Annotated in this window: 12 protein-coding genes; 9 read left to right on the forward strand and 3 right to left on the reverse strand. The window is 70.5% G+C overall.

Translation table 11 applies throughout. The annotated features are described in order from the left end of the window. Window positions 1–6: 6 nt before the first annotated feature. A complete protein-coding gene (locus ACAM52_RS20460; protein ID WP_369644463.1) occupies window positions 7–1,719 on the reverse strand; it encodes a hydrogenase maturation protein in 1,713 nt (570 codons plus the stop codon). Between the two features lie 134 nt (window positions 1,720–1,853). On the opposite strand from ACAM52_RS20460, the gene ACAM52_RS20465 reads away from it, so the two are divergent. Then, entirely contained in the window at window positions 1,854–3,527 is a 1,674-nt protein-coding gene (locus ACAM52_RS20465; RefSeq protein ID WP_369644464.1) for a SulP family inorganic anion transporter, read from the forward strand. A 10-nt stretch (window positions 3,528–3,537) separates the two neighbouring features. Here ACAM52_RS20465 and ACAM52_RS20470 read toward each other — a convergent pair whose 3' ends face one another. Beyond that, window positions 3,538–4,296: a LuxR C-terminal-related transcriptional regulator gene (locus tag ACAM52_RS20470; RefSeq protein ID WP_369644465.1), complete on the reverse strand. Its 759-nt coding sequence runs from the start codon at window positions 4,294–4,296 to the stop codon at window positions 3,538–3,540. A gap of 141 nt (window positions 4,297–4,437) precedes the next feature. Here ACAM52_RS20470 and ACAM52_RS20475 point away from each other — a divergent pair, with 141 nt between their 5' ends. Further along, window positions 4,438–5,874 carry an amidase gene (locus tag ACAM52_RS20475; protein WP_369644466.1) on the forward strand — a complete coding sequence of 479 codons (1,437 nt, stop codon included), beginning with the start codon at window positions 4,438–4,440 and terminating at the stop codon, window positions 5,872–5,874. A gap of 9 nt (window positions 5,875–5,883) precedes the next feature. Here ACAM52_RS20475 and ACAM52_RS20480 read toward each other — a convergent pair whose 3' ends face one another. Next, on the reverse strand, window positions 5,884–6,387 hold the full coding sequence (locus ACAM52_RS20480) for a hypothetical protein (RefSeq protein WP_062477116.1): 504 nt from the start codon (window positions 6,385–6,387) through the stop codon (window positions 5,884–5,886). Window positions 6,388–6,426: 39 nt separating this feature from the next. On the opposite strand from ACAM52_RS20480, the gene ACAM52_RS20485 reads away from it, so the two are divergent. The 7 genes from ACAM52_RS20485 (at window position 6,427) to ACAM52_RS20515 (ending at window position 12,019) form a co-directional block, all read left to right on the forward strand. Further along, window positions 6,427–6,633, forward strand: a complete 207-nt coding sequence (locus ACAM52_RS20485; RefSeq protein WP_062477114.1) for a DUF3460 family protein — start codon at window positions 6,427–6,429, stop codon at window positions 6,631–6,633. A gap of 68 nt (window positions 6,634–6,701) precedes the next feature. Continuing rightward, entirely contained in the window at window positions 6,702–7,538 is an 837-nt protein-coding gene (locus ACAM52_RS20490) for a ScpA family protein (protein ID WP_056578351.1), read from the forward strand. Window positions 7,539–7,558: 20 nt separating this feature from the next. Further along, complete coding sequence (nadB, locus tag ACAM52_RS20495; protein ID WP_062477111.1) at window positions 7,559–9,142, forward strand: L-aspartate oxidase; 1,584 nt, start codon at window positions 7,559–7,561, stop codon at window positions 9,140–9,142. A 72-nt stretch (window positions 9,143–9,214) separates the two neighbouring features. Continuing rightward, entirely contained in the window at window positions 9,215–10,120 is a 906-nt protein-coding gene (gene panB, locus ACAM52_RS20500) for a 3-methyl-2-oxobutanoate hydroxymethyltransferase (RefSeq protein ID WP_070063577.1), read from the forward strand. Between the two features lie 19 nt (window positions 10,121–10,139). Then, complete coding sequence (gene panC, locus ACAM52_RS20505; protein ID WP_369644467.1) at window positions 10,140–10,982, forward strand: pantoate--beta-alanine ligase; 843 nt, start codon at window positions 10,140–10,142, stop codon at window positions 10,980–10,982. Further along, window positions 10,979–11,617 (forward strand): 7-carboxy-7-deazaguanine synthase, encoded by a 639-nt coding sequence (gene queE / locus ACAM52_RS20510; RefSeq protein WP_307696249.1) that lies wholly within the window; start codon window positions 10,979–10,981, stop codon window positions 11,615–11,617. The genes panC and queE overlap by 4 nt, the downstream gene beginning before the upstream one ends. Window positions 11,618–11,656: 39 nt before the next feature. Further along, window positions 11,657–12,019 (forward strand): 6-carboxytetrahydropterin synthase, encoded by a 363-nt coding sequence (locus ACAM52_RS20515; protein ID WP_369644468.1) that lies wholly within the window; start codon window positions 11,657–11,659, stop codon window positions 12,017–12,019.

Consider the following 12,019-nt stretch of genomic DNA (forward strand, 5'->3'; position numbering starts at 1 on the left):
GGCCGTTCAGCGCGGCAGACCCAGCGCCGCGAGGTGCGCGGGCGTGTGCTGTGCTTTCTCCTTGCGCACGAAGGCCGAGCGCAGCGCCGCGTGCGGCTCGGCGGGATCGAAGAAGTTGCGCCGCATGTGCGCCAGCTCCTCGTCGCGGTACGCCTGCAGCGGCTTGGCCGCTTCATCGCGCACACGCGCCGCCTGCTTGTCCGCTAGGCGCGCGGCCAGGTCCGGCGATGCCGCCAGTTGCGCGGCCAGCCGGCCGACCTCGTCACCCAGCTCTTCCGGCGCGGCCTGCAGCACGCGCTGCGCCAGGCCCAGCGCCACCGCGCGCTTGGCGCTCACGGGCAGCGCCGACTGCGTGAGCCGCGCGGCCTCGTCGGCGCCCACGCGACGCGGCAGGCTGTAGGTCCAGTACTCGGAGCCGTGCAGGCCCATGAGCTTGTAGTGCGGGTTGAGCACCACGCCGTCGCGGCACCACACCTCGTCGGCCGCGAGCGCGAGCATCACGCCGCCGGCCGCGGCATTGCCCCCCAGCGCGGCCACGGTGAGGCGGTCGGTGGTGGTGAGCACGGCCTCAACCAGGTCGTTCATGGCGTGGATGTTGGCCCACGATTCCTCGGCCGGATCGGACGCCGCCTCGATCACGTTCAGGTGGATGCCGTTGGAGAAGAAGTCGCGCAATCCGCCGAGCACCAGCACCGAGGTCGGGCGGGTGCAGGCGAAGCGGTAAGCCGCCAGCAGACGCCGGCATTGCGCGGTGCTCATGGCCCCGCCCGCGAAAGAGAAGTTCAGCACGCCGACAGCGCCGTGCTCGCTGTAACGCATGTCAGTCCAGGTGCGACGGCCGGCCGGCAACTCTAGCGGCGCGGCCACCTCGGGCAAGCCGGCGAGCAGCCGCGCGCCCAGCGCCTCGACGGCCGGCAGCTTGTAGCTCGGCAGGCCGGAACCCGGCTCGCGCCAGGGCCGCAGCTGCGTGAGCCAGACCGCGCCATCGACGGTGGCGCGGCAAACCGCGCCGGCGCGGGTGGCGATCAGTTCGCCGGGCGTGCCGCGCAACTCGTCCTCGGCATGGCCGCCGTGCAGGTACCACGGCGCGCCCAGCAGATCGTCGAGCACGCCGGGCTGCGAATCGGCCGCGCGCAGCTGTCGCAGCACCGATTCGGTGGTCTGCGTGGCCCAGTCGATGCGGCGCTCGGCCTGCTTCATGAAGGGCCGCCAGCCGGCGGCGAGGTCGGCCGCCTTCTGCCGCTTCGGCTTGTACGTGCCCGAGGCGAAGCGCTCGACGGCCAGCAGCACGGCGTCGACGGCGGCATCGGCCACCTCGCCGCGGTACAGGTCGCTCTTGCCGGCCTGCGGCGGCACCTTCAGCGGCGACCAGGCCCAGACGTCGCCCGCGTCCATCTCGGCCACGGCCTCGAGCACGGTGACGCCCCAGCTGTCGACGCCGCCCTGCAGCGTCCGGTCGAGCGAGGACGGGCCGCGGTCGCCGGGCGGGCCCGGATGCACGATGAGGCAGGTGTGGGCGCGCCAGACGTCCTCGGGGATCGCCGTGGTCAGCATCGGCGCGACGATGAGTGCCGGCGCGTGCTGGCGCACGGCTTCACGCAGCGCCTCGTCATCGCCAAGCGCCAGCACGATGCCCGCTGTGTGGCCCCGGTCCTGGAGCTCGGCCAGCACGCGCTGCGTGAGGCTGTTGAACGCGCTCGCGACGAGCAGGATGTGCATGGGCGACCTCATTGACATTTGTTTCTAAACGTCAAAAATGTATCTTTCAGCCTCGCCGCCGATAAGCTGACTGAAAGTACTCACCGCCGGGACATCGCGGGGCCGCCGCGACGGCCGGGCCACAATGACCGCACATGTCGTCGCCGCTGAACCTCACCCGCTTTCGCCCCCGCCTGCTGGACACGATGGCCGGCTACGACCGGGGGCGATTCCTGGCGGACCTCGGCGCGGGCGCCACGGTGGGCATCGTGGCGCTGCCGCTGGCCATGGCCTTTGCCATCGCCTCGGGGCTCAAGCCCGAGGCCGGCATCTGGACGGCGATCATCGCGGGCTTCCTGATCTCGCTGCTGGGCGGCTCGGCCGTGCAGATCGGCGGCCCGGCGGGCGCGTTCATCGTGATCGTCTACGGCATCGTCGAGCGCTACGGCGTGGCCAACCTGCTGATCGCCACCGCATGCGCGGGCGTGCTGCTGTTCATGGCGGGGCTGTTCGGGCTCGGGCGGCTGGTGCGTTTCGTGCCGCTGTCGATCGTGGTGGGCTTCACCAACGGCATCGCGGTGCTGATCCTGCTGTCGCAACTCAAGGATTTGCTCGGCCTCACGGTGGAGCGCATGCCGGCCGACGTGTTCTCGCAGCTGCATGCGATGGCGCTGCGGCTGGACACCTTCAACCCGCACGCCTTCGCGCTCGGGCTGGCCTGCGTGCTCGGGCTGCTGGCGTGGTCGCGGCTGTTTCGCGGCGACTCGGCGCTGGCGCGCGCGGTGCAGCGCGTGGGCGGACGCTGGGTACAGACGCGCCCGGTGCAGATCGTCGGGCGCATCCCGGGGCCGATCGTCGCGCTGGCGTCGCTCACGCTGGTGTCGTGGGGCTTCGCGCTGCCGGTGGAGACCATCGGCACGCGCTTCGGCGGCATTCCCGAGGGCGTGCCGGCCTTCGCGCTGCCCGATTTTTCATGGGAAACCGTCAAGCAGCTGGTGACGCCGACGCTGACCATCGCGCTGCTCGGCGCCATCGAGTCGCTGCTGTGCGCGCGCGTGGCCGACCAGGTCAGCGGCCAGCCGCGCCACGACCCCAACCAGGAGCTGATGGCGCAGGGCATCGCCAACCTGGTCACGCCCTTCTTCGGCGGCATGCCGGCCACGGGCACCATCGCGCGCACCGTGACCAACATCCGCTCCGGCGGCAGCTCGCCCATTGCGGGCATCGTGCATGCGGTCACGCTGCTGGTCGTGGCGCTGCTGGCGGCACCGCTGGCGCGCCACGTGCCGCTCGCGGTGCTGGCGGGCATCCTGGTGTTCGTCGGGCTGAACATGGGCGAATGGCGCGAGTTCACGCCCGGCCAGCTGCGCCACTTCAGCCGCCACTACCGGCTGCTGATGCTCGGCACCTTCTTCCTCACGGTGGTGTTCGACCTCACGGTGGCGGTGCAGGTGGGCATCGTGCTGGCGTGCGCGCTCTTCATCCGCCGCATGAGCGGGCTGTTCAGCGTCGAGCTGGTGACGCTGCAGCCGCCGGTGCTCACCTACCGGCTGTACGGCGCCATGTTCTTCGGCGCGGCGGCCAAGCTCGACGAAGCAGTGAACGCCGCGGAGCGCGCACCGCGCGGCATGACGCTGGTGCTGGACGCCACGCACCTGATCTACATCGATGCCACCGGCGTCGATGCGCTGCGGCAGCTGCACCGCGCAGTGCTGGCGCGCGACGGATTGCTGCGCATCGAGTCGCTGCAGCCGCAGCCGCTCGAGGTGCTGGAGCGCTCGGGCTTCGCCGAGGAGTTGACCTCGGGCCGGCCCGCAACGACCTCCTAGGCGGGGCTCCTCAGGCCTGCGCGGCCTCGCCGCACACCAGCCGCGCCATCTGCACCTTGCTCGTGACGCCGAGCTTGGCGTACACCTGCCGCAGGTGGTGACGCACCGTCGCCGGGGAACTGTCGAGCCTGCGGGCCACCATCTTGTAGCTGTGGCCCTCGCCGAACAGCCGGGCCACCTCGGCCTCGCGACGGCTCAGCACCGCCAGGGCCGAGACGCCGGGCGCGGGCGTCTCCCGCAGCCGCAGCGCCTGCGCCGAGACCAGGTGAGGCATCAGCAACTCCAGCAGCGCGTGCTCGCGCTCACCGAAGCTCGCGGCTTCGCGGCCGTACAGCGACAGGTGCGTCCACCACGGCGAATCGGGCGCATGCAGCATCACGCTGAGCACCCGGTCGAGGCGATGCTCCGAAGCGAAGGCGCGCAGCGACCCCACCGACGGCAGCTCGTGCGACGCCATCGCCATGCCATGGCCCGGTCGTGCCATCACCGCGGCCACCATGGGATCGAGGTGGCGCACACGGCACCAGTCGGCCACGAAATCCGGCGCCAGCCCGCGCGTGTGGCCGTCTCGCGGCTCGAGCCGTCCGGCGGCGAACACCGAGCGGCCGAACCAGGCGGCATCGAACGCAATGTGGCCGGCCAGCCAGTCCAGCAGCCCGCCGGCGGCCGATGCCTCGGGCGCGGCGGCCCGCGGATACAGATCGAGCAGCAACGCGCCGAGCTGTGCGGCCGGAATGCACGACCCCGAAGAAGAACTGCTGTGCGCCATGCGGCGCGATCTTAGGGGCCGCCCGCTCGCGTGCGGTTGCGGAGATTCCCGCATCGTTCATCTGAACGACTGCCGCCGCCGGACACCCCACCCTACGCTGCACGGCGTTTCCACATCACACACGAACAGGACACCGTTGCCATGAACCTCGCCGACTACAGCCGCCTCGACGCCACCGGGCTGGCCGAATGCATCCGCCGCAAGGACATCAGCGCCGCCGAAGCGCAGCAGTGCGCGCGCCAGGCGGCGACCGCGCTCAACCCGCGCATCAACGCCATGGCCGAGCTTTTCGACGCCCCGCTGTCGCACGACGCGCAGGGTCCGCTGGGCGGCGTGCCCTTCCTCATCAAGGACCTGGTGCTGCAGGCCGAGGGCGTGCGCTGCCAGGCCGGCAGCCGGCTGTTCGGCGACGGGCTGCCGGCTGCCGCAGACAGCGCGTTGATGGCGCGCTTTCGCCGCGCCGGTCTGGCCACGCTGGGGCGCACCTGGACCCCGGAACTCGGCTTCAACGCCACCACCGAGAGCGCCCTCGGCGGCGCGACGCGCAACCCGTGGAACCTGGCGCACAGCGCGGGCGGCTCCAGCGGGGGCTCGGCCGCGGCGGTCGCCGCCGGCATCGTGCCCATGGCGCACGCCAACGACGGCGGCGGTTCGATCCGCGTGCCCGCCGCCGCCTGTGGCCTGATCGGGCTGAAGTCCAGCCGCGGCCGCATCAGCGCCGGCCCGGGCTACGGCCAGCCGCTGATGGGCCTGGGCATGGAGGGCGTGGTCTGCCGCACCGTGCACGACGCCGCCGCTGCGCTCGACCTCATGCACGGCCCCGAGCTGGGCGATCCGTTCCTGGTGTCCGCGCCCGCGCAGCCCTACGCACAGGCCATCCGGTCGGCGCCGCGCCGGCTGCGCATCGCGGTGAGCACGCAGTTCCCGGGCACGCAGCCGGCGGCGCGACCCTGCGTCGACGCGGTGGAGGCGACGGCGCGCACGCTCGCCGGTCTCGGGCATGTCGTGGAGTGGGCGACGCCGTCGTATGCGCACGAGGCTTTCTTCTCGGCCACACGCACCTTCTGGTCCTCGTTGCTGGCGGCCGGCGTGGCGGGCGTGGCGCAGGCGCTGCAGATGCCGCTGGAGAAGGCGCTGGGCCAGGTGCAGGCCTGCACCCGCGCCACCGCCGAGCACGGGCTGCGCCTGAGCGCGCTCGACCTGGAACTGGCGCTCGCGCAGATGAATGCGGTCTCGCGCGAGGTGGCGCCCTTCTTCGCGCAGCACGACATCCTGCTCACGCCGACGATGCGCACCCCGCCCGTGGCGCTGGGCTACCTCGACCAGGACGACCCCGCGCGCGATGCGCAGGGTTACTTCGATCATCTGTTCGACTACGCGACCTTCACGCCGCTGGCCAACCTCACCGGCCAGCCGGCGATCTCGCTGCCCCTGGGGATGGCCGGCGACCTGCCGATCGGCGTGCAATGCATGGCGCCCATGGGCGACGAGGCCACGCTGCTGCAGCTCGCCGCGCAGCTCGAGCAGGCCATGCCCTGGGCCGCACGGCGCCCGGCGCTGCACGCGGCGGCGCTGTAGGCAGCGCGCTCAGGGCGCCTCGGTGCCCCGGTCGGGCGACGACCCGCTGCGCACCACGCGCTGGTCGTCGTTCAGCGTGGCGGTGAAGACCATCGACGAATTCGGTGGCTGCACCCAGCGCCATTCCCATTCGGTCTCGCGCTTGAGCGCATAGGGCGTGACCTTGGCCGGCTTGCCCAGCAGCTTGCGCAGGTCTTCCATCATCATGCCGGGCTGCACCTTGGCGAAGTTCTCGGGCGTGAGCACCTGGCGCAGCGCGCTCATCTTGCCGTCGGCGCCGATGGTGATCATGTAGTTCTTCTGGCCCTGCGGCTGGCGGTTGAACTCCAGCACGCGGCCGTTGGGCACGTCCCAGACGTTCTCGGGTTCGCCGAAACGCGCGCGCACGTCGGCCTCGGTCGAGACGCCCTCTTCGAGCTCGCTGATGCGCTGCGGATCGCAGCCCGCGAGCCCGATCAGCGCCGCCAGCAGTCCTGCCACGAGGCCGATCCGGCCCTTCTGAAATCGTTGCATGCCGTCCCCGGTAAAATTCGAGCGATAAAGGTCCAGTCTATGTCCATCTTCCGCCGCCCCCACTACACCTCCGAGATCACGAACTTCATCGAGGAGATGAAGCAAAAGAAGCCGACGCTCGAGGCCGAACAGCGCGCCGGCCGCGCCCTGCTGTGGGACAAGCACCTCGACCGCAGCCTGCTCGAGGAGTACAGCGAAGCGCGCGTGCCGATGCAGCCGTACGTCTACCAGACCCAACCCAAGTGAATGGTGCCCACCCGGCATCCCGCCGCCCAGCCTGCGCGCACAGCTATTAAGTTGATAGCAACTTCCTCATGAGCGCAGACGAGGACAACGGCACGATCGTGGCCAGCATGCCCGAGGTCGTCGACCAGGTCGCCCTGGCCCGGCTCTACGGCGAGCCGCTGTTCGCGATGCCGAAGGACCTGTACATCCCGCCCGAGGCGCTGCAGGTTTTCCTGGAGGCCTTCGAGGGCCCGCTGGACCTGTTGCTGTACCTGATCCGCAAGCAGAACTTCAACATCCTCGACATCCCGATGGCGGGCCTGACGCGGCAGTACCTGAGCTACGTCGACGAGATCCGCCAGACGAACCTCGAACTCGCGGCCGAATACCTGCTGATGGCCGCGATGCTGATCGAGATCAAGTCGCGCATGCTGCTGCCGCCCAAGAAGGTGGCCGACGGCGAAGAGGCCGAAGACCCGCGCGCCGAGCTGGTTCGCCGGCTCATGGAGTACGAGCAGACCAAGCTGCAGGCCGCCGCCATCAGCGCGCTGCCGACCTACGGGCGCGACTTCTGGAAGGCCCAGGTCTACATCGAGCAGTCGATCAAGCCGCGCTTTCCCGACGTCGACGTGGTCGAATTGCGCGACGCCTGGGCCGACATCATGAAGCGCGCCAAGCTCGTGCAGCACCACAAGATCTCGCGCGAAGAGCTCAACGTGCGCGAGCACATGAGCATCGTGCTGCGCCACCTGCAGGGCCAGCGCTTCGTCGAGTTCGAAAAGCTCTTCGACGTCTCGCGCGGCGTGCCGGTGCTGATCGTCACCTTCATCGCGATGCTCGAGCTCGCGAAAGAGACGCTGATCGACATCACGCAGGCCGAGGCCTTCGCCCCCATCTACGTCAGATTGGCCTACTCGCCCGCCTGACCCAACCGGTTCCACTCCCCGTGACTTCTGCCGTACGCGACTTCGACGTCCTCATCGTCGGCAGCGGCCTTGCCGGCCTCTCCGCCGCGCTGCACCTGGCCCCCACGCACCGCGTGGCCGTGCTCACCAAGCGCGCGCTGAACGACGGCTCCAGCGCCTGGGCGCAGGGCGGCATCGCGGCCGTGCTGGCGGCGGGCGACAGCTTCGACGCCCACGTGGAAGACACGCTGGTGGCCGGCGCCGGCCTGTGCGACCCCGAGGCCACGCGCTTCGTGGTCGAGGGCGCGCCGCAGGCCATCGGCTGGTTGCGCGAACTGGGCGTGCCCTTTTCGGAAGAAGGCGGCGACCTGCACCTGACGCGCGAAGGCGGCCACAGCCAGCGCCGCATCGTGCACGTGACCGACGCCACCGGCGCGGCCGTGCAGCAGGTGCTGATCGAGCGCGTGCGCCGCACGCCCAACATCACGCTGTTCGAACACCACACGCTGGTCGACCTGGTCACGGGCACCAAGCTCGGGCTGGCCGATCCATCCTGCCAGGGCCTGTACGCGCTGGACGACGAGACCGACGAGGTGCTGGCCTTCCGCGCGCCGCACACCATCCTGGCGACCGGCGGCGCGGGCAAGGTGTACCTGTACACCACCAACCCCGACACCGCCACCGGCGACGGCATTGCCGCCGCCTGGCGCGCGGGCTGCCGGGTGTCGAACCTGGAGTTCATCCAGTTCCACCCGACCTGCCTGTACCACCCGCACGCCAAGTCGTTCCTGATCAGCGAGGCGGTGCGCGGCGAAGGCGGCCTGCTCAAGTTGCCCGACGGCACGCGCTTCATGCCCAAGCACGACGAACGCGCCGAACTCGCGCCGCGCGACGTGGTGGCCCGCGCCATCGACTTCGAGATGAAGAAGCACGGCCTGGACTGCGTGTACCTCGACATCTCGCACCAGCCGCCCGCGTTCCTGAAAGAGCATTTCCCCAACATCCTGGCGCGCTGCCTGGAGCTGGGCATCGACATCACGCGCGAGCCGATTCCCGTGGTGCCCGCCGCGCACTACACCTGCGGCGGCGTGCTCAGCGACCTGGCCGGTCGCACCGACATCCCGGGCCTGTATGCCATCGGCGAAACCGCCTGCACCGGCCTGCACGGCGCCAACCGGCTGGCCAGCAACTCGCTGGTCGAGTGCATGGTGTTCGCGCGCGCCGCGGCCGACGCCATTGCGCAGGCCCCGTCGCGCGAGCGCGCCGCGCTGCCCGCCTGGGACGAGAGCCGCGTCACCGACGCCGACGAAGCCGTGGTCATCTCCCACAACTGGGACGAGCTGCGCCGCTTCATGTGGGACTACGTCGGTATCGTGCGCACCAACAAGCGCCTGGAGCGTGCGAGCCACCGCATCGCGCTGCTGCAGGCCGAGATCCAGGAGTTCTACGCGAACTTCCACGTCACGCGCGACCTGCTCGAACTGCGCAACCTGGTGCAGGTGGCCGAGCTGATCGTGCGTTCCGCGCAGGCCCGCCACGAGAGCCGTGGCCTGCATTTCAGTCGCGATTACCCTTCGCTGGCCGAGCCCACCGCACCCACCGTGCTGGTGCCGCCGGTCGACTGAGCCCACCCTTCGTCACCTTTCGATCACCCTCAGGATGCCCGGCCACCGACGCCCGCAGGGAGAAAGCCAACCATGTCGAACACCCCTACCCCACCCACCCCACCGTCCGAAGCCCCGCCCGCCTCGCCCTACGGCACGCTGCCGCCCGCCTCGCCCCTGGCGCAGCGCAAGCCCGTGAGCCTGCCGCGGCTGGCGGACATGCATGCGCGCGGCGAAAAGATCGCCATGCTCACTGCCTACGACGCCACCTTCGCGGCCATGGCCGACGCGGCCGGCATCGACTGCCTGCTGGTCGGCGACTCGCTGGGCATGGTCTGCCAGGGCCTGAACAGCACCGTGGGTGTGAGCCTGGAGGCCATGCGCTATCACACCGACAGCGTCTCGCGCGGCCTGCGCCGCGTGCAGGGCACGACCTGGCTCATCGCCGACCTGCCCTTCGGCAGCTACCAGGAATCGCGCGAGCAGGCCCTGGCCAGCGCCACCGTGCTGATGCAGGCCGGCGCGCACATGGTCAAGCTCGAAGGCGGCGGCTGGACCACCGAAACGGTGCGCTTCCTGGTCGAGCGCGGCATTCCCGTGTGCGCCCACCTGGGCCTGACGCCGCAGACCGTGCATGCGCTCGGCGGCTACCGCGTGCAGGGCAAGGGCGACACCGCCGGCGCGCTGCTCAAGCAGCAGGCCCACGCGCTGCAGGACGCGGGCGCCGCCATGCTGGTGCTCGAGATGGTGCCGGCCGCGCTGGCCGCCGAACTCACGGCCGAGCTGACCCGCTGCGCCACCATCGGCATCGGCGCCGGCAAGGGCACCGCGGGCCAGGTGCTCGTGCTGCACGACATGCTGGGCATCAACCTCGGGAAGATGCCGAAGTTCGTGCGCAACTTCATGGCCGACGCGCCGGGCGTGCTGCCCGCGCTGCAGGCCTACGTGCAGGCCGTGAAGAACGGCAGCTTCCCCGACGACCGCCTCCACGCCTGGTAAGCACAGAAGGACACCGACCATGTACATCGCCAAGACCATCGACGAACTGCGCCAGCACCTGTCTTCCAGCCAGCGCCCCGCCTTCGTGCCCACCATGGGCAACCTGCACGAGGGCCACCTCGCGCTCGTGCGCCAGGCCAAGCCGCTGGGCGACGCCACCGTGGCGAGCATCTTCGTGAACCGCCTGCAATTCCTGCCGCACGAAGACTTCGACACCTACCCGCGCACCTGGGACAGCGACTGCGAGAAGCTGCGCGCCGCCGGTTGCGACGTGCTGTTCGCGCCCGACGAGAAGGCGCTCTACCCCGAGCCCCAGACCTGCAAGGTGCACCCCGACCCGGCGCTGGCCGACCTGCTCGAAGGGCACTTTCGCCCCGGCTTCTTCATCGGCGTGTGCACGGTGGTGATGAAGCTGTTCCAGTGCGTGCAGCCGCGCGTGGCCGTGTTCGGCAAGAAGGACTACCAGCAGCTCATGATGATCCGCCACATGGTGCGGCAGTTCGCGCTGCCGATCGAAATCGTGGGCGGCGAGACCTTCCGCGCCGACGACGGCCTGGCGCTCTCCTCGCGCAACGGCTACCTGAGCGCCACCGAGCGCGCCGAGGCCGTGCAGCTGTCGAAGGCGCTGCGGGCCATGGCCGAGGCCGTGCGCGCCGGCGAGCGCGACGTGGCCGCCCTCGAGGCGCGCGCCATGCAGGCGCTCGCGCAGCGCGGCTGGCAGCCCGACTACGTGGTGCTGCGCCGCCGCGCCGACCTGCAGGCGCCGCAGCCCGGCGATGCGCTCGTGGCTCTGGCCGCCGCGCGGCTGGGCAGCACGCGGCTCATCGACAACCTCGAAATCGACACGCCGCTCGCCACATGACCTACAGCGTCAAGGAAATCTTCTACACGCTGCAGGGCGAAGGCGGCCAGGCCGGCATGCCGGCCGTGTTCTGCCGCTTCGCCGGCTGCAACCTCTGGACCGGCCGCGAGGAAGACCGCGACACGGCTGTCTGCCGTTTCTGCGACACCGACTTCGTCGGCACCGACGGCACGCTGGGCGGCAAGTTCAAGAACGCAGACCAGCTCGCCGACACCATCGCCGCGCAATGGCCCGCCGGCGACACCGCGCACCGGCTGGTCGTGCTCACGGGCGGCGAGCCGCTGCTGCAGGTCGATGCGGCGCTGGTCGACGCGCTGCACGCGCGGCACTTTCGCATCGCGGTCGAGAGCAACGGCACGGTCGCCGCGCCCGCGGGCATCGACTGGCTGTGCATCAGCCCCAAGGCCGGCGCGCCGTGGGTGCAGCAGCGCGGCCAGGAGCTGAAGCTGGTGTGGCCGCAGGCCGGCATCGACCTCGATGCGATGGCGCGCACGGGCGAATTCACGCACCGCTTTCTGCAGCCGATGGACGGGCCCGACCGGCTCGCCAACACCGAGCTGTGCATCGCCGAATGCATGAAGCAGCCGGTGTGGCGCCTGAGCGTGCAGACCCACAAGATCACGGGCATCCGCTGACGCGCGGCCCCTTTCAGTTTCGAGTTTCTTTTTTTGACGATGCGCTTCACCATCAGCCAACGCTTCTTCTTCGACGCCGCCCACACGCTCAAACGCGAGATCGAGGTCGAAGGCAGCCGCCGCATTCACGGCCACACCTACCACGCGGAAGTGTGGCTGGCGGGCGAGCGCGACCCGGTGACGGGCATGGTGATCGACCTGGGCCTGCTGCGCCGCCGGCTCGAGGACGTGCGCGAACAGCTCGACCATCACCTGCTGGACGACGTGCCGGGGCTGCATCCGCCGACGCTGGAGAACCTGTGCGTGTTCATCGCCGACGCACTGCCCGACCTGCGACCGTCGCTGGCGCGCGTGCGCGTGTGGCGCGAGGCGCTGGGCGACAGCTGTACGATAGAGTTCTAA

Source organism: Variovorax sp. V118, assembly GCF_041154445.1.
Classification (GTDB): Bacteria; Pseudomonadota; Gammaproteobacteria; order Burkholderiales; family Burkholderiaceae_C; genus Variovorax; species Variovorax boronicumulans.